General features: G+C 47.2%; 14 protein-coding genes. 8 read left to right on the top strand and 6 right to left on the bottom strand.

What is annotated here, in order from left to right:
- Window positions 1-54: 54 nt before the first annotated feature.
- The 3 genes from ON006_RS06225 to ON006_RS06215 all read right to left on the bottom strand — a co-directional run bounded on the left by ON006_RS06225 (window position 55) and on the right by ON006_RS06215 (window position 7,372).
- The gene (locus ON006_RS06225) at window positions 55-2,535 is read right to left on the bottom strand and encodes a hypothetical protein (RefSeq protein WP_244819347.1); all 2,481 of its coding nucleotides are present in this window, start codon (window positions 2,533-2,535) and stop codon (window positions 55-57) included.
- 67 nt (window positions 2,536-2,602) lie between these two features.
- A complete protein-coding gene (locus ON006_RS06220; protein WP_244819348.1) occupies window positions 2,603-4,276 on the bottom strand; it encodes a RagB/SusD family nutrient uptake outer membrane protein in 1,674 nt (557 codons plus the stop codon).
- A gap of 36 nt (window positions 4,277-4,312) precedes the next feature.
- Window positions 4,313-7,372 carry a SusC/RagA family TonB-linked outer membrane protein gene (locus ON006_RS06215; protein ID WP_244819349.1) on the bottom strand — a complete coding sequence of 1,020 codons (3,060 nt, stop codon included), beginning with the start codon at window positions 7,370-7,372 and terminating at the stop codon, window positions 4,313-4,315.
- A 181-nt stretch (window positions 7,373-7,553) separates the two neighbouring features.
- On the opposite strand from ON006_RS06215, the gene ON006_RS06210 reads away from it, so the two are divergent.
- The 5 genes from ON006_RS06210 (at window position 7,554) to fahA (ending at window position 13,529) form a co-directional block, all read left to right on the top strand.
- Window positions 7,554-8,894, top strand: coding sequence for a hypothetical protein (locus tag ON006_RS06210; protein ID WP_244819350.1), 1,341 nt, complete (start codon window positions 7,554-7,556; stop codon window positions 8,892-8,894).
- Window positions 8,895-9,108: 214 nt separating this feature from the next.
- Window positions 9,109-10,278, top strand: coding sequence for a homogentisate 1,2-dioxygenase (locus ON006_RS06205; protein ID WP_244819351.1), 1,170 nt, complete (start codon window positions 9,109-9,111; stop codon window positions 10,276-10,278).
- A gap of 127 nt (window positions 10,279-10,405) precedes the next feature.
- Window positions 10,406-11,533, top strand: coding sequence for a 4-hydroxyphenylpyruvate dioxygenase (gene hppD / locus ON006_RS06200; RefSeq protein ID WP_244819352.1), 1,128 nt, complete (start codon window positions 10,406-10,408; stop codon window positions 11,531-11,533).
- 20 nt (window positions 11,534-11,553) lie between these two features.
- Window positions 11,554-12,276, top strand: a complete 723-nt coding sequence (phhA, locus tag ON006_RS06195; RefSeq protein WP_244819353.1) for a phenylalanine 4-monooxygenase — start codon at window positions 11,554-11,556, stop codon at window positions 12,274-12,276.
- Between the two features lie 20 nt (window positions 12,277-12,296).
- Window positions 12,297-13,529, top strand: a complete 1,233-nt coding sequence (fahA, locus tag ON006_RS06190) for a fumarylacetoacetase (RefSeq protein ID WP_244819354.1) — start codon at window positions 12,297-12,299, stop codon at window positions 13,527-13,529.
- A gap of 178 nt (window positions 13,530-13,707) precedes the next feature.
- Here fahA and ON006_RS06185 read toward each other — a convergent pair whose 3' ends face one another.
- The gene (locus tag ON006_RS06185) at window positions 13,708-14,706 is read right to left on the bottom strand and encodes an NAD-dependent epimerase/dehydratase family protein (RefSeq protein ID WP_244819355.1); all 999 of its coding nucleotides are present in this window, start codon (window positions 14,704-14,706) and stop codon (window positions 13,708-13,710) included.
- Between the two features lie 68 nt (window positions 14,707-14,774).
- Window positions 14,775-14,942, bottom strand: coding sequence for a hypothetical protein (locus ON006_RS06180; RefSeq protein WP_244819356.1), 168 nt, complete (start codon window positions 14,940-14,942; stop codon window positions 14,775-14,777).
- 268 nt (window positions 14,943-15,210) lie between these two features.
- On the opposite strand from ON006_RS06180, the gene ON006_RS06175 reads away from it, so the two are divergent.
- Window positions 15,211-16,104 carry a DMT family transporter gene (locus ON006_RS06175; RefSeq protein WP_244819357.1) on the top strand — a complete coding sequence of 298 codons (894 nt, stop codon included), beginning with the start codon at window positions 15,211-15,213 and terminating at the stop codon, window positions 16,102-16,104.
- 114 nt (window positions 16,105-16,218) lie between these two features.
- Window positions 16,219-16,791 (top strand): cysteine hydrolase family protein, encoded by a 573-nt coding sequence (locus tag ON006_RS06170; RefSeq protein ID WP_244819358.1) that lies wholly within the window; start codon window positions 16,219-16,221, stop codon window positions 16,789-16,791.
- Here ON006_RS06170 and ON006_RS06165 read toward each other — a convergent pair.
- A complete protein-coding gene (locus ON006_RS06165; RefSeq protein WP_244819359.1) occupies window positions 16,772-17,023 on the bottom strand; it encodes an energy transducer TonB in 252 nt (83 codons plus the stop codon). The genes ON006_RS06170 and ON006_RS06165 overlap by 20 nt on opposite strands.
- Window positions 17,024-17,166: 143 nt before the next feature.
- Between ON006_RS06165 and ON006_RS06160 the strand changes: the two genes are divergently transcribed.
- Window positions 17,167-18,951, top strand: coding sequence for a response regulator (locus ON006_RS06160; RefSeq protein ID WP_244819659.1), 1,785 nt, complete (start codon window positions 17,167-17,169; stop codon window positions 18,949-18,951).
- Window positions 18,952-19,056 lie beyond the last annotated feature (105 nt).

The following is a 19,056-nucleotide window of genomic DNA, read 5'->3' as shown; positions in this document are numbered from 1 at the left end:
TTTTTCAACTTGCATAAATGGGCATCAAACCCGTATTTTTTTACAATATGTAAGCTACTTATATTCCAGCCAGGTTGTTGCCTTGCAAGCTTTGTCGGTTTTAAAGCGAACCCAGCGGGCTGCGAAATCCTTTGGAAATTTAAAGTCTACCGTCTGTCCCGGCGCAACCGTTATTTTTTCAGAAAGCATCCACGGGCCGTTGCCTACCGGATCCACTTCCATCGTGAAGGTAACCGGGCTAGTGGCCTGATGCGAAAGTTTCAGGTTTTTTTGGTCATAAAAACCAATCAAATATGGATCGGAGGCCTCACCTGCATTTACAGCTGTATTTTTCCAGGGGCCACCATGACCGGTTGGCTTGCCCAGTTTCCACAGATCGTCAATCGCGCCGGCCCAAACAGCAGCCTTCTTGTCATCTGAAACAATGATATGATCGCTATTTTTTTTCACAGTTTCATCAATACCAGTCATCACCAGCAGCCCGCGGTAGGAAGCATAGTCGTTAATACGCAGATTATGAGAAGATACCGGCCTGATTTTAGCATAGCCGTCCGCGTTTTCAGCTGGCAGCTCATAAAACGTACCATGGCAATTGAAAAGGTCCCGCTCGGTGGAAACCTCCCGGCAGATCCGCAAAGCTGCGCTGTTGGTAAGGCCGGTAAAATTGTCATTGCCCAATGGAAGCCGCCAGCGCCGCCCCTTGTCATCAACCACCAGAACAGACGACTCCTCAACGGTCACGACTTTTTGTGGGATCGCGAATTTGGTTTTAATGAAAGATAATGTCTTGGTGTCCTGCTGCCGTACCAGCTTCATATTTGCATCCAGCTCATAGTAACCCGTTTCAGTCACACTCCCAGCTGAATAATTCATTGCCGCAATGCCAAGTGCGCGGCGATTGTCACCCAATCCATAAAGCAGCCCTCCCGAAGTTTTCGACGAAGCAACGGCGCTAAGCCCCGAAAAAATCGGATCGGAAACTATCGAACGCTTGTCGTCAGCGATATAAGAAAAATGGGCCGATGCATTGGTAGCCTTACTTGCTTTGATCCTGATCCACTCGCCAGCGTCATTGGCTGCAAAATCCGTGTTAACTGCGCTTTGTGGCCCTACTTTCACGGATTTCAAAGGCTGCCATGAGCCATTACCAGTTTTGTCGATTTCAAAAGTAAAGCTTACCTGGCTGTCTCCATTGTTCTGAATCCAGGCGGAGCGGTGCGCCCAACCGCTAAACAGAAACGGCTCGGAGTACTCTGATGCCTTCACATTTTCATTCAGCCACACTGCCCCCTCTGCCGTACTGGGCCCTAGCAGGTCAGGTTGTTTCAATGACGTAAACCACAGATTCGAATTGGATTGACCTGGGCCTTCGATGTTACCTTTCGCTTTTCTTTTGTTCAAAAATTCCCTCTGGGCCGAGTCGTCACAGCCGAAAACCAGCTGATCGTTCCAGCGCGTAAAATCTCCAATCACTTTCAAATAGGCGGAGCGAGGGCGGATACCGGCCGCATTTTTGGAAGAAAAACCGCCTGGAAAAGTCCAGAACATACCGTGCATGGTCATCAGGTAGTCAGGCTTTTGCGCCGTACCGATGTCCCTGATACGGGGCCATTCCGTGTTCCATCCGTGCGCACCATCGTAGCTGTGGCTTGCTTTGGGTAATCTGAAAAAGGTCCATTTGCCATTGTCGCGCACACCAAGCAGCACCGATTTGTGGTCCCACCCTGTGGCCCATATCGGATCGGTTTCTGGGTTTTTATTTCCATTAATTCCTCCGGGACCTGTTACTTCCACAAACTGGTTGCGACGGACCACTTTCCAGTTTTTGCCGTCCCATTCCGAGAGCGAGCCCGACTCGATATCAAACTGTTTTTCGGCCAGCTTGCCCGGCTCACCATTGTTGGAATAAACCGCCACACCCTGACCTGAGTAGAAGCCTTTTCCATGCGTTCCAGGCAGCAATGCATTGTACTGATAGGGCTGCTGTTCGCCATCACTTTTGTTATTTTTTACATTGCCATCCTCATATAATTGATTAACAGCCAATGTATTGACGTCCACTTCATAGAAACCCTCCTCCATGGTACCGTACATAATCTTATGGGTGGGGTCTGTCAAGTCGCGCGCATTGCCGGTGTGCCTGCCCGGCATCGTTTTGTATGAAATCGCCCTGACTTCCCCCTTGCTGTCAATGGCGTACGGGCCGATGAACAACTGGTTGCTTTCGGCGTGGATCATCCGGTTTGCGGGGGTACCTCCAATGCTTTCGGGGCGTACAGTCTGCTTTAAATCGGTGCTGATTTCGTAGAGTTTGTCCGATGAGCCAAATGGCAAATGCGGGGCATAGGTAATGGCCCAAAGTTTGCCTGCCCATGGAACCACTGCTCCCGTGCCACATTCTCCCTCGTTATTGTACATAGCCAGGTGCGGATAAATACCGCTATATGAAGGCTTGCTTTTATTTTGGACGCAAGAATTTAAGTTGAGCAGCACCAGCAGTCCGACCAGACCGGCAGCGAGATTATATTTTTTCATTCAATTGGTAGTTTAAAGCTTAGCAGAATAGCGATAAGCTTCTGATTATGAAACAATACTATTAAAATTAATAACCTGAATTTTGTGTAATGCCTGTATTAACCCTTCTTTCAACACCAGGGATAGGCCACAGATATTGTCTTGATTTATCAAAATTCCTTTGCGCCAGTACTTTCACATCAGTTCCAAAGCCAGAGTAATCAGCGACACCGTCGTTGTCTATGGGCGTTACGCCGGGGAATGGCCATTTGGCGCGATTTTGTGCTGCCGGGTCTGGTAAGCCTACCACGGGTTTGGACAGTACTTTTTCAGCCAGTTTCCAGCGGATCAGGTCCATGTAACGAAGGCCTTCGCGCGGGAATTCTACGCGTCGCTCTCTGCGTAGCGCCTGGCGGAGCGCGGTCGCGTTCATTACCGCCACGGCAGGATATGCGCCTGTCTGATCTACTGCAACACCGTAAGCACGCGCCCGAACCTGATTGATCGCATTCAGTACCGTTTCATCCAGCTCACCTAATTCTATTTTCGCCTCGGCATAAGTCAGCAGCATTTCGGCGTAGCGTATGATAATGGCATCATTATCTTCTACAAGACGGTCAGGCCAGGTTTGATCAATACCTTTTTTCCACAGAAAACCGGTGAAACTTGCAAAAGCGGCCACTGCCCGGGTATCCTTGTTGGTCACTTTTTTGTTTTCTTTTGAACTGAAAACCGTCAGAGAATCCGGATGAGGCGTATAATTGTAACCCAACCACTGCGTATTGAATTCAACAACAGTTGCCGTCAGTCTGGGGTCACGGTTTTTAAAGGGCGCAGTGGGCTCATAGAGCTTGGATTCGTCAATTGGTTTACCGTCAATGCATTCATAGGCATCGATCATTTCCCGGGTGGGCAGCTGAGCGCCAAAGCCTCCTGCATTTCGGGAGATATTGTCCTGAACGTAGCCTGCGGTGCTGAACACCTGCTGTTTTTCCTCGCGGGGAACGCTGATGATCAGCTCCTTACTGGACTCACCTGCTTTCACAAATAACTGCGCATAGCTACTATGCAATGTGTACACATTCAGTTTGATAACTGCATCGGAAGCTTCCTTGGCCAGTTGCCATTTGCCGGTATATAGTGCCGTTCTTGCCTTAATGGCCAGCGCGGCTCCTTTGGTAAGGCGTTTGGTTTCAGCCGCTGCGTAAGAAACAGGCAGATTGGATGCTGCAAAATCGAGCTCCTGAAAAACGAATGTGAGCAGCTCTTCACTGGCAGTACGGGTGATACCATACGATTCTTCGAGGGTAATCGGAGTGGTAAGAAATGGAACATCTCCAAAATGTGTAACCAACCTGGCGTACTGATAGGCCCTGATCAAACGCATTTCTGCTTCCAGCCGCAAAAGGATCGCAGCGGGTGTATTGGCGGCCGCTTTATCCTTATTGGCCAGAAATGAATTGGCCCGGGCGATGGCTTTGTAGCAGTTGAGCCAGTAAGTCTGCACGGCTGCATCGTCGGCAGTCATTGTGCCTCCGATCACCGCATTGGTCAGCTGCCCGCGGTGCCATTCATTGTCGCTGAAAAGCTCATTGTCGTTGCCCCAGAAAGCAAGCCTGTACAGATCGTTAACAGCCAATTCAAGCTCTGTTTGATTGGAATAAAAAGTCCCCGTGGATGCTTCCGAAAGCGGGTTCAGGTCCAGGGTGTGACAAGCTGTGAGGCCCGTCAGCAGTGATAGTATTAGGGTTAACTTTTTCATGATCGATAATTTGACTTTTGATATAAATCCCTGTGATTAGAACCGGATCGTTGCCCCAGCCATCAGCGTGGTTACAATGGGATAGGAATAGCTGCCTGACTCGGGATCGAGATAGTTGGGAAACTTGCTGAGCGAAAACACATCATTGGCAGAAACATAAAAGCGCAGCGACTGGATACCTGCTTTCTTTGCGGCGGTCTGCTTCAATGTGTAACCCAGTGTAATGTTTTTAAGCCGGAAATATGCCCCATTGATCAGCCAGTAGTCCGAAAGCGTATAGTTCGCTGCATTGGAAGTCCGTGAAAGGCGTGGATAAGTCGCCCGCAGGTTTTGCTCTGCACTGTTGTTCAGACTCCAGAACTTACCAATCATGTCTGCCGGCATATTACCAAAAGCCTCAGCAAATGGTTGCACAACCTCACTATTAAGCCGCGAGCGTTTTTTGGCCACACCTTGAAAGCTCACTCCAAAATCAAAACCTTCATAATCTGCGCGCAGATTTCCGCCATACAAATACCTGGGCAATGCTCCACCCAACAGTACCTTATCGTCGGTAGTGATCTTGCCATCTTGATTAATATCCTGATAGCGAACGTCTCCCGGTTTGGTGGTCACATTCAGCACCGGCGCGCCGGTAATTTCATCCTGGGTCTGGAACAATCCATTGGCTTTATAGCCAAACCATTCATTATACTCGCTACCATTGCGGATGATCTGATCGCCACGGAATTCGGTACCTTTCAAATCACCTACTGTCGATCGGGCGTCCGAAAGATTGGCTGCAACTGAATAGTTGAGCTTGTTAATACGGTCCTTCCAGCTGGCTTCCAGTTCCCAACCTTTTACATTCAGTACGCCTGCATTCTGATTAGGCTTGTCGTAACCCAGGTAAAGCGGGATGTCAAGCGGCAGAAGAATGTCGGTCGTTTTTTTCATGTAATAATCCGCGCCTAAACTCAGCCGGTCATTTAGAAAAGCAGCATCTATCCCGACATCGGTCGTGCGGCTGGTTTCCCAGGTGATATTTTCAACGGCATACACCTGCTGACCGCCGCCTGTCAATGGTACTACGCTGCCATTTTGGTAGAACAATGCCGTAGAAAAGTCAACGGTAGCCATGTAGGGATAGTAGGCCGGGTTGCCGTCTTTGTCCAATAGTCGCTCATTACCTGCCTTTCCCCACGATCCCCGTACTTTCAGAAATGAAAGCCATTGGTTGTTTTTCAAAAAGTTCTCCTCGGAAATAGTCCATCCAGCAGAAACGGAAGGATATACGGCTCTTCGGTAGGCGGATGCAAACCTGGAAGAGAGGTCCGAGCGAAGGTTTCCCTGCAAGAAGTATTTGCTTTTATAGTTGTACTGCAATCTTCCAAAATAGGAATGCAGGCCGGATTGATTAGCGCTTCCCGAATTGTCACGGAGCTCAGTAGAACCAGAGTTCAGATAAGGAAAGTCAGTCAGCGCAAAGCCGCTTCTGGACGCGCCCAGTGTTTCCAAAGAGCGGTAGTTTTCTTCATAACCGGCCAGTACATCGATAGAATGACCACCTGTAAAATCTTTCACGTAGTTGGCAAGTACCTGTCCATTCATTGTCAGCCCCTCCGATCTGCCTTCCGACAATGTGGTCCTGGCCTGATTGACGACCGTACTATTGGTTCCGTCTGGATTGGTATATTTGATCTGTTTGGAGAAATATTTGTTTTTGTCCATATCAAAAACGGGCGCTACCAATGCAGTCAGCGTCAATCCTTGCACAGGCTTGAAATTGAGCGATATCCGGCCACCGATCTGGTTGTTGAGCGTCTTTGAAAAACCTCCGTTCCGGATCTGCGCCAATGGGTTACGCCCGTCTTTCCCTAATGCCAACCTGCCGTCAGAATACACATCATCGTAGATCGGCGGCATCACGCGGGCTTCATAGATCGGGTTAAAAGTGCTGCTGGGAAGCTCATTGGCATTACCCTGATTGGACGTTCTTTTGTAAAAAACATCCATATTAACCGACATCTTATCATTGACCTGCATATCATTATTGATCCTGAAAAGATATCTGTTGTAAGAGCGGTTATCATAAAAAGCCCCTGCGCTGGCGTAACCCAATGATGCTTTTGTTTTGATCTTGCCCGAACCCATGGTAAATGAAATATCGTGACGCTGGCGGGGTGCGCTGCTTTTGCTAATAATGGATTTTTGCCAATCTGTATTTGGAAACCTGTCCGGGCTTACCCGGTTGCTGTCCAGGTAGGAAGCCATAAGCGCGGCGGCAAAAGGTCCGGTGCTGGCCCCGTCGTTGGTGGCCTGTTCATTGAAATACTTCATGTAATCCAGTACGCCTGCATAACCAGGTGTGGCCGTAGCGCGCTGCACACCATACTCGTAGGTGTATTCGAGACTGCTTTGTCCGTTTTTCGCGCGTTTAGTAGTCACCAGGATCACACCCGCCGCACCTCTTGACCCGTAAATGGCCGCTGAGGCAGCGTCTTTCAAAACAGTGATGCTTTCCACATCGCCGGGATTGACATTATCAATGCTGCTGACAGGCACGCCATCCACAATCACGAGGGGACTATTGGTACCAATGGTGGTAATACCCCGGATCAAAATGGAGGAACCCGAGCCCGGGGCGCCGCTGCTCCTTGTGACGGATACACCCGCAACACTTCCCTGCAGAGCCTCGGAAACCTGCAATGTCTGCCTTCCCGCGACATCTTTGGAGCTGATCGTCGAAATGGCGCCGGTAAGGTCTTTTTTCTTCTGGGTACCATAGCCAACGACCACTACTTCTGCCAGAGAGTTGTCATTGGGTTTGAGGGAAACGTCTACATTCGAACGCCCGGCAAGGTCAATTTCCTGACTCTGATAACCTACAAAAGAAAAGATCAGGGTTACCGGATCAGCGCCGGGAAGTGTCAGACGGTACTGTCCGTTGGCGTCGGTTACCGTACCTTGCTGCTTGCCTTTTATAACAATGCTTACCCCGGGCAGGTCTTTGGACTGCTCATCGGTTACCTTTCCCGAAAGCTGGTGGGTCTGCGCCCAAAGCGGATCAAGCCATCCAAATAGCAAGATGCAGCCAAGTAGAATTTTTTGTCTCATAATCTTTGAATATTTTAGGGTTCCAAGACGGCTTTACTGCAAACCGTTCGAGATTAAAATTTAAGTTTGCAAATATAATTTTGCATATTTTGACGAAGCGAGCATCTGCTTGATCAGATGTCCAACCAAAACTTTGGACAACCTAAACAATTGATAAAAAGCTCGTTAGAGCAAGTATTTTATGGATAATGGACAAGGCAGGGCGAGTTCTTTGGATCATCTGGATTACTGCTGCCAACTTGTAAGTGAACAATATGGCAAACCCGATATTTTATCCTGGACAAACAGTGATTATGTCAAGCTGGGATATATTCTCTACAAAAAAACTCATGTGCAGATTAGCCCCAATACGCTGAAACGTATTTTTGGCAAGATCAAAACCGATGTGCGCTACTATCCGCAAAGAGCTACCCGCGACGCGCTGGCTTTATACATTGGTTATCCAGACTGGGAAAAGTTTACCATTGCCAAAGCTGTTCCCGTCCCGTCCACAGGTCAATTACCTCACACGATAGCGCCCCCGATACCCAAGCTTACAACCGAACCCAGGTCAATTTCTCTGACCGCAAGAAAAAGAGGCGTTTGGTGGCTTTATTTGTTGGCTCTTCTGCTCGTACTGGCTTCTTTGGCGGCCTATCAAATATTCTTTACCGATACTGTCCATACACCGCCCAGGCTGATCTGTGAGAATCCGGTCGGAGAAAATCCGCATTCGGCTGTGTTTGTCGTTCGTGGAATGGACAGTATTGAGTTTTCAAAAGAACATTATACCATTGTTTTTGGCGATAGCCGCACAGATGTATCGGTGGTTGCAGGAGATAGCCTATATTCCCATTACTACGAGGTTCCAGGCCGCTACTCTGCCATTTTAAAGCGGGATGGCGTTGGCGTTGACACGACCTCGGTATACCTAAAAACAAACGGCTGGACGGCAACCGCAAGAATGATGTACGACACGACCCGGGTATATCCCATTGAGGTGCCCAACCTTTTCACCGGCGGCAGGAACAGCGTCAGCACGTTGGAAGCCTCCCATGCCGGGATTGATACTAACAGAACTTTTTTTGTGGATTTTATCAATACCCAGGTCACCAACATCGACGGCGACAATTTTGACCTTTTTGTGAAAGTGAAAACATCGCCTTCCCGGCCCGGCGTGCGCTGCTCGCAGGTGCGTGTGAATGTGTTCGGAGAGTCCTCCAAACATTTGGTGGACGCCATGAAACCCGGCTGCGTACACTGGACGGATTTGCAATTTTCTGAAATCAACAAGCAGGGCGAGTCCAATCAGCTGAATTTTTTGGGTGTAGACTTGCATGAGGGCGGTTCCATGCGAATCAAAGTAGAGAACAAGCACGCACGCGTTTTTATCAATTCCAAACAGGTCTACGAGATCACTTATCAAAAGCCGTTGAAGAAAATCTATGGGCTGGGAATTACCTTCTCCGGCATTGGCTCCATTGAATCCGTCGTGCTCAAAGACCTGAGAACAGGTCAGCCATTTAGCGGAAATTTTCAGTAACTCCCTTTCCCTCTCAGGCAAACCATTCAGGTCATAACTGCTTTACTCAATCAAAATAATGCAAAAATTTGTTTGAATATTGAATTATTTGTTATATCGTTGCATTGGCAATTATTAGCTAACTTATTTTTAGTAGATTATGTAACCAGCCAACATTGCGGAGCATATTTGAAGCTTTTCGAAGTGATTATTTGCATTAAAACTTTCAAAGAAAATGCCAATTTATCATCAACTTGGAACCATCCCTCCTAAGCGGCACACCCAGTTCCGGAAGTCTTCCGAGAAAGATGCCGGACTATATTACGAGGAAGTTTTTGGCACCATAGGTTTTGAGGGAATGTCCTCCCTGCTATACCATACCTGGCGCCCCACGCAGGTTAAAGCTTTTGGGGAGCCTTACGATGTGTCTCCCAAAATCGCAGTAACCCATAATCTGACCATGCGTAAGCTCATTGGTTTTAATATCAAGCCGGCTGATGATTATCTGGAAAGCCGGGTCGCTTTAATGGTCAATAGGGACCTTGTGATAGGGCTGGCCGCGCCAGGCAATGGCTTAATGGATTATTTCTACAAAAATGCTGATGCAGACGAGTTGCTGTTTATCCATCGCGGGAATGGAAAACTGCTTACGTTTTTTGGCAATATTCCATTTCAAAGTGGCGACTACATTCTTATTCCCAGGGGCGTAATCTACCAAATCGAATTTGATACCACCGACAACAGGTTGCTTTACCTGGAATCCCACGCCCCTATTTATACGCCAAAAAGATACCGTAACCATTTTGGGCAGCTCATGGAGCAGTCCCCGTTTTGCGAGCGGGATTACATTTTGCCAAGAGATTTGCAAACCCACGACGAAAAGGGCGATTTTCTGATCAAAATAAAAAAGCAGGACCACATTCATCCCCTCACGTACGCCACACACCCATTCGATGTGGTGGGCTGGGACGGTTACAATTATCCCTGGGGCTTTTCGATCCACAATTTCGAGCCCATTACCGGCCGCATTCACCAGCCACCGCCTGTGCACCAGACTTTTCAGACGGATGCATTTGTGGTTTGCTCTTTTTGCCCGCGGCTGTATGATTATCACCCGCTGGCCATACCTGCGCCCTATAATCACAGCAACATTGATTCCGATGAGCTGCTCTACTACGTCGATGGTGACTTTATGAGCCGCAACGATATCTCGCAGGGCGACATGACCCTTCATCCGGGCGGGATTCCCCATGGCCCGCACCCGGGAGCTTATGAGCGCAGCATTGGTAAAAAAGAAACGCAGGAACTGGCCGTGATGGTCGATACTTTCCGGCCTCTTATGCTCACCGAGGCTGCTTTGGGTATTGATGACGGGAGATATTTTGCGAGCTGGACTGATGAGTGAAGGAATGAAATAATGAGTGAATGAGTGAATGAGTGAATGAGTCAATCCTCCTGGGATGCGAATGGATGATCAAATGTAAATCGTGAATTAATGGTCAATAATGCAATGGTCAAATAAATCGAATACTATGGAAGCAATTACAGAACTAGCGATAGAACCGGTCCATACCGATTTCCTGCCCATCAATGGTATGGATTATGTGGAGTTGTTTGTCGGCAATGCCCTTCAATCGGCCCACTATTTTCAGAATGCCTTTGGCTTTCAGCCGCTGGCAATGGCAGGACTTGAAACCGGCCTGACCGATCGGGAATCTTACGTCGTCATCCAGGACAAGATACGGCTCGTTTTTACCTCACCGCTGCACGGAGGGACTTCCATAGGCGAGCATATCGACCGGCACGGTGACGGGGTGCAGGTTATTGCGCTCTGGGTGGATGACGCTACGAGTGCCTATCAGCAGACCACCCGGCGCGGCGCGAGCTCTTTTCTAAAACCGGTTACAGAGCAGGACGAGCATGGGCAGGTCGTGCGCTCGGGCATTCATACTTACGGGGATACGGTACATATTTTTGTAGAACGACGTGACTATTCAGGAGTTTTCCTGCCAGGATTCATTGAATGGAAGCCTGCACACATTCCAACAACTACCGGATTACGCTATATCGATCATATGGTAGGCAATGTGGGGTGGAACGAAATGAACAAGTGGGTCAAGTTCTATGAAGATGTGATGGGCTTTACTACCATGGTTTCTTTTGATGACAAAGACATCTCCACGGAGTATACGGCCCTGATGAGCAAGGTGATGAGCAATGGAAACGGACGTATCAAATTCCCGATCAATGAGCCGGCGGAAGGAAAGAAAAAATCACAGGTGGAGGAATACCTTCACTTTTACGGCGGCCCAGGCGTCCAGCACATTGCGGTCAATACCGATCACATCATTGAAACAGTCCGGACGCTTCGCGAACGGGGCGTCGAATTCCTGCAAGTGCCTGCCTCCTACTATGATGATTTGTCGGAACGGGTTGGGCAAATCGATGAAGAAATCCGCGCGCTTCGCGAGCTGGGTATCCTGGTGGACCGTGACGAGGAAGGCTACTTGCTCCAAATATTTACCAAACCCATAATGCCGCGCCCTACTTTGTTTTTTGAGATCATTCAGCGAAAAGGTGCGAGATCATTTGGAAAAGGGAATTTCAAGGCATTGTTTGAGGCCATTGAGCGTGAGCAAATGCTGAGAGGAACGCTTTAAAATTATCATGACAGCGTATCATGGATCAGGCTTATCATCAATACACCAAAGCTGATCACCACATGTGGCGGCAGCTTTTTGAGCGGCAAATGAAAATTTTGCCCAGCATCGCCAGCAGTGCTTATCTGGATGGAATCCAAAAAGTGGGGTTTGTTGCTGGCCACATTCCCAATTTTGAAACGGAGACAAATCCATTGCTATCCGCTTTGACTGGCTGGGAAGTGTACGTAGTGCCCGGCCTGATCCCGCATAAAGAATTCTATTCGCATCTCTTTGCGCGACAGTTTCCGGCCTCTAGCTGGCTTAGAAAACCCGAACAGATTGATTACCTGGAAGAGCCCGACATGTTTCATGACACTTTTGGGCATGTTCCGCTTTTGAGCAATCAGGCCTTTTGCGATTTCATCTTACATTTGAGCGCGGTGGCACTGCGGTTTATTGACAATGAAGAAGTTCTGCAACGCATTTCGCGTTTATATTGGTACACCGTAGAATTCGGATTGATCCACGAGCAGGATACTTTGAAAATTTATGGGGGAGGAATTATTTCTTCCGCCGGCGAGAGCATTTACTGTCTGGGTAACCAGGTCCGCAAGATCGATTTTGACCTGGAACTGGTACTGAACACGCCCTATCATATCGACCGCTACCAGGATTATTATTTTGTAATTCAATCCTACGACCAGCTTTATGATTCGGTAACCGGGTTGGAAGAGGCGCTGGGGGCATTTGCAAAACATTAAAGTTTTATCGAGATACCCTCATGAAACCATCGTGGCTTACTATTTCGGAGCACTCAGATTTTTCAATCCATAATCTACCTTTCGGGGTTTTCAGCAGAACGCATGCGCTCCCCGTGGCAGGTGTGGCCATCGGGGATTATATTATTGATCTGGCCCAGGCATACGACAAAGGGGTTTTTCCCGAATATCCATTGAAAGAAAACGTTTTCCGAAAACCTTTTCTCAACGATTTCATCTCACTGGGCCGCACGTTTTCCGGGTATGTCCGCATTGTTTTACAGCAAAGCTTACAGGATCCTGATTCGTTATTAAAAAAACTGGCCAACAGTCTGATCGTCAGACAAAGTGATGTGCAGCTGCATATACCCTTGAAGGTCGGCAACTACACCGATTTTTATTCCAGCCAGGAGCATGCGACCAATGTAGGAAAACTGTTCAGGCCAGACGATCCGCTGTTTCCGAATTGGAAACATATGCCCGTCGCCTATCATGGACGCGCTTCCTCCATTGTCGTTTCCGGCACCGCCATTCAGCGACCCAGCGGGCAAATCAGCAAAGACGCGGCTGGTGCCCCCACCTTTGCGCCAACACGCTCACTGGACTATGAGCTTGAACTTGCCTTCGTAGTAGGGAAAGACTCGCAACTCGGCAGGCCTGTTCCGATTGATCTCGCCGAAGAGCACATTTTTGGTGCGCTGCTATTTAATGACTGGTCCGCCCGAGATATCCAGCGGTGGGAATACCAGCCCCTGGGGCCATTTACTAGTAAAAACTTTGCTTCCAGTATTTCTCCCTGGATCGTTACCATGGAAGCCTTAGAGCCATTTCGTACGGAGCCGCCGGTTCAGTCGCCCATGCCACTACCCTACCTGATCCATTCCGGTAGAAAAGGATTTGACCTTCATCTCTCCGTTGCAATCAAGCCCTCTGGCGATCAGGAGTACCGGGTATCTCAAACCAATTCAGACCATTTGTACTGGAACATCAGCCAACAGGTTGCGCATCATACCATTACGGGCTGTAACCTGAACGTGGGCGACTTGCTGGCCACCGGGACCATCAGCGGACCGGAACATCACAGTGCAGGATGTCTTTTGGAAGCCACGGCAGGAGGCAAGGAACCCATTTACCTCTCAGACAAAGTCGTGCGCAGATTTTTGGAAGACGGTGATGAGGTCATTATTCGTGGATATGGTCAAAAAGGGGATATCCGGGTAGGTTTTGGTGAATTAAAGGGGATAATCAGAGATTAGCAATCGTCTTGACTGTGATCACTTTTTGATCATGTGAAGACAGACAACAAAGAACGGCTCCATGAAGCCGTTCTTTGTACATTACTGCTATATAATATACACGGATTATGAGATCCAAGTAAAATCAAGACGCACTTTGTAGATTACCGCCCTTAACGACCAGCCGAAAATCCACGATTTATTGATTGTATTCCCGGTACCATTTGACAAAAGAATCGACGCCATCTTCAATATTGGTAGTGGCGCGATGACCCGAAACTGCTTCCAGCTCATCAGTATCAGCCCAAGTGGAGACAATATCGCCCGGGATCATATCTTTTAAATTGATTTCTGCTTTTTTGCCAAAAGAGCTTTCCAGACACTTGATGAAATGCAGCAGATTCACAGGCTTGCCGTTTCCGATGTTATAGACCTGGTACTTGTGGGGCAGATCTGATTTTAGTACCGCATTGATCCCTCCCACAATATCGTCTATATACGTAAAATCCCGCTTCATTTCTCCATGATTATAGACATTAATGGCCTTTCCGGCCTCTATCGCGTCTGCAAACAAAAACGGGGCCATGTCCGGACGCCCCCAAGGACCGTAAACCGTAAAAAAACGAAGCCCGACCGTGGTCAGATCGTACAAATGACTATATGTATGAGCCAGCAACTCATTGGTTTTCTTGGTAGCAGCATAAACGTTAATAGGCGTCTCGGATTTTTGAATTGTCGCGAAAGGCTGCTCGGTGTTCAAACCGTAAACACTCGAACTACTGGCGTAAACAAGTTTTCCGGGAGGATGCAGGCGGCAGCATTCCAAAATATTGAAAAACCCTTCAACATTGGATTTCAAATAGCTGCGGGGGTTTTCTAAACTGTACCGTATTCCCGCCTGGGCAGCCAAATTGATCACACAATCGAAATGATGCTCTTCGAACAGGTCCAGTAATTGGTCCATATCCAGCAGGTCCATTTTGATAAACTGAAAGCTCGAAACCGAACTTAAAACAGGATGGTGAGAATCTATTTGGGCAACGTCAATACCGACTTGGCTAAGCCTGTCAAGCTTTAACTGTACGGAATAGTAATCATTTATATTATCGATACCAACGACCTGATGCCCTTCCTTAATTAGTTTTTTTACAAGATGGAAGCCAATAAAACCTGCTGCTCCTGTCACTAAAACCTTCATGGTTAATCACGTTTAATATTGTCACTAATGTCTTTTGGGAAATTCTCAACCGAGATCATAAAGCCAGCCTAGCCCCATGCATGGTGCCCGATGATTTTAAGGGATGGTTCCGGAATCTTTGTCGAAGCTGCATTACCCGACAATTTTACTTCATTGACATGGAAGAGAAGAATGTTTTTGGAGTGATCCACAATTCTGGGGAAGTTGGGACGCCAAATAGGCGAAGCGTTTTTCATTTAAAGTGTGCTATTAAGAGAATTTCAAAAATACTGGATTGTAATCAATCTTGATGGTTTTTAGCAAAGAAATAATTTTTCGGCTGTTTGTCCCTCTTGACTAACATAAATTTTTGCCATCGCTATAAGGCTTCTATTCTCTAAGCGGTCTTTTGCTTCTTGATTTCTTGCATAGGGTTGCAAAAGAGCAAAATTCGCAGATCGGATAAAGGGCAAAAGCTTGTAATTTAGCATCGTTCGCCACAAATAAAGTTGTAACTAAGGATTTATGGACAGAGATCTGCCATCCCGAAAAACTAATGATTTGAATGCAGAGCCCCTGCCTAAACGGCGGCTAACCATTCAGATTGGCGCGCTAATACTATTGGCTATGACCGCTTTTGCCGCCAATTCGATAATTTGCCGAATCGCTCTAACCCAAACGAGGATAGATCCTGCCAGCTTCACCATTATTCGTATTCTAGCCGGTGCAACGACGCTCACACTGATCATATTATGGCGTAAACGACACTTTCGAAATTATGGCAGTTGGCGCGGCGCGGCCAGTCTCTTGATTTATGCGGCTGCATTTTCTTTTTCCTACGTGAACCTGCCGGCCGGAACCGGGGCTTTACTCCTATTTGGTTCTGTGCAAGCAACAATGGTCATTGCCGGTTTGTATCACGGCGAGCATTTACGGACGACACAATGGGCCGGTTTGCTGCTGGCATTTTGTGGTTTGGTCGTTCTGGTTGCGCCTGGCATTCACGCGCCCGATCCGTATAGCGCTATACTGATGGCAGTTGCAGGAATAGCATGGGGTTTCTATTCGCTTTTCGGAAGAAAGTTAGGGGATCCCCTCACTGCTACTGCTGGCAATTTCGTTAAGGCCACGCCATTTCTATTGATACTTCTTCCTTTCGCTGGCTCCGTTGATTCCAAAGGAATCATCCTGGCACTCCTGTCCGGTAGCATTAGTTCAGGCATGGGATACGCTTTGTGGTACAGTATTCTGCCAAACTTAAAAGCCGCTCAGGCAGCATCCGTACAACTATCTGTACCTATCATTGCCTCAACAGCGGCCATTTTCGTTTTGGGTGAAAATCTTACTTTCAATCTTGCGATTGCCTCCGTTGCCATTCTGGGTGGTATTGGATTTGTTATCCTGGGGCGAGGCAACTAACTATTTACGGTCTTCGGTTCATTTTTTGTATTTGATCACGGTAGTAGCGGTATCTTTGAGAATCAATGTGTCCATACAATGAAGTGTGTCAAAATCTAGTGAAAATCAATGAAGATGAGAAAAGCATTTTTGATAATCGACATGCAGAAAGGCTCTTTTACCGATGAAACCCCTCGCTATGACAGTCCACTTATAATTGAAAGAATTAACCACATCGCAGCATCTTTTCGCGCTAATTCGCTACCCGTTATATTTATCCAACATGACGGCACTGGTAGCGGTGAATTTGTCCCTCAAACAAAGGAATGGGAATTGTTAGACGGCTTAGAGAGAGACGCTGGCGACATCTTCATTGATAAATATGCCAATGATGTCTTTTACCGGTCCGCGCTTGCCAAAAAGCTAGACAGTTTATCTGTTTCCGAACTCGTTATTGCGGGCTGCGCCACCGATTTTTGTGTTGAGGCGACCGTGCAATCCGCCCTGGCCAAGGACTTTAATATAACAGTCGCTGCGGATGCCCACACGACTGCCGACAGGCCCCACCTGAAAGCAGTTCAAGTGATTGAGCATTATAACTGGGTCTGGAAAAATATGCTGTCTACCAAAGGAAGTATTCGCGTCGTTCCTTCATTTGCCGTTCTCAAAGAACTCGATTTAAAATCCGCTATGGCCGGGAGACAATAGGAAGATTGTATTTTGTGCGTACCGGTTTCTGATCCCTCAAAGCCGGTTTCCAGCTAGGCATTGACTCCACGACCTGCACAGCCGAGTGGACAAATTCCTTGTCAGACCATTCCAGTACTTCGATGTTTGCAAGCGACCCATCCGTGTTGACCACAAAAGAGATAACCACTTTTCCACTACGTCGCCCGGGCGGACATTGAGCATTCTTTTTAAAGATGCGAAGTGTATCCACCAATCAGGAATCTCGTTAATAGACCTTCCAAAAAATCTTCTGATTCGTATAGCACTATTTATTTTAATCTTGTTATTTCACGGTAGCAGGAAATGCGCTTCAAATTGGTACCTTACGATGTTTTAAATTGAGTTTTATTGGCAGTGGCAACAAATCGTTTTTATCAAAAGACAAAAGATGATCCACACGGCTTGAAGAATCTTTGGGAAAAAGAATTCGAAGAAAAAGCCTTATGGGGGAACAGGATATTCTGTTTCACATTTTTGGTTTGTTATCCACTAACCTCCATCCTTTATTACCTTAACGGCAACCCCCACTATCAGTCTATTTTCCTGATACAAATTACCTGTAGCAGCCTGGTGGCAATGATCATTTTCCTGCATTTCACAGGGAAAATAAATAGTCAGAATGCTTCTTTTCTCAGCCGGATTTTGCTGGTAATTTTTCACGCGTTTATCCTGGCCCGTTTTGAAACCATATACTACAACGATCTGAGTATCAACCTCACCCTGCAGCTGATATTTTCGATCTGGGTGCTGCGCTGGAAGTTTACCTATGCCCTGGTCAGCTCGGTAGCGACAATCCTATTTTTTTCGCTTGCACTTTATATCAATGGAGGATGGGAGGCTCTGATTCTTTTCATACAAGAGGGAGGTTTCTTCTACTTTCTGGGACAAATTGTCTTCCCATTGGTTTTGCAAATGCGTTACAACAAGCAGTATCGCGAGTTTACTTATTTTCACAGCCTTCAGAGGCAAAACAAAGAGCTGGAAAAGCAAAACCAGCTGGTCAGAGCGGCCATGCAGGCTAAATCCGATTTCCTATCTACGATGAGCCATGAGATCAGGACTCCATTGAATGGGATCGTAGGAATTATTCACCTGATGCTTCAGGAGGATTTACGAACTGATTTCCAAAGGGAACTGGTCGGGACTTTGAAGTTTTCATCCGATCATCTAATGGCGGTAGTCAATGATGTTCTTGATTTCAATAAAATCAATTCCAATCATGTCAAGCTTGCAAGGGAGCCGTTTAACCTTTCCATTTTTCTTAAGAACCTTGAAAAAACATTTATTCCGAGAGCCCAGGAAAAGAAGCTGGATTTGATTTTTGAAATCGATCCGGCTCTGCCTGCCCATTTGATAGGCGATCAGGTACGGCTTAATCAAATCATTACCAATTTGATTCACAATGCAGTTAAGTTTACGGAAAAAGGATTTGTAAAGTTGGCTGTCAAGGAACTCGAAAGGGATGAAAGTCAGATAGCATTACAGTTTGAAATCAGCGATTCGGGAATTGGCATTCCGTCGGAAGATCAGTCTTCTATTTTTGAGATCTTTGTACAAAGCAGTACAGAAGCCAAGCGCGGCAATCGCGGCACCGGACTCGGGCTAGCTATCACGAAAGAACTTTTACGGCTTTTTGAAAGTGAAATCAAATTAGAAAGTCAGCAGGGGCAAGGATCACGCTTTTCCTTTCGAATTAATTTCGCGTATTCCGATCACCAACTGGCAGAGGAAAAGCCCGTGGGCGTGAGAGTTAACCTCCCGGAAGCCCGTGTTCTGGTCGTAGACGATAATGCCGTTAATTTATTGTTTGTCACGAATTTGCTCAAAAAAGTGGGTTTGCATTCTGACAAGGCCGAAAATGGCTGTGAAGCGGTTGAAAGGTTTAATAACAACCACTATGACCTGATATTGATGGATCTTAAGATGCCTGTAATGAATGGTTTCGAAGCGACACAGATCATTCGTGCCCAGGGCTCTCAGGTACCCGTCATCGCGCTAACGGCTTCCGCCTTTACAGACGAGCGAGAAAAGGCACTATCCAGCGGATTTTCCGAATACCTTGTTAAGCCTTTTCTTCCGAAGGAATTTTACGACACCATCTTCACCTTTCTTAGAACCGAGGAGCAGAGCAATAACTGACAATTCAGCCAGGCACAGTCACTTCGACTAAATGAATGAATGGGTTCCGTAGTTTAGGGTTCCCAGTTTGACAACTTATGTACTTCCCAGATACCCGCCTAAGGC

The sequence above is a fragment of the Dyadobacter pollutisoli genome (genome assembly GCF_026625565.1).
In the GTDB taxonomy this organism is placed as follows: Bacteria; Bacteroidota; Bacteroidia; order Cytophagales; family Spirosomataceae; genus Dyadobacter; species Dyadobacter pollutisoli.
This window is presented reverse-complemented; position numbering and strand designations above follow the sequence as displayed.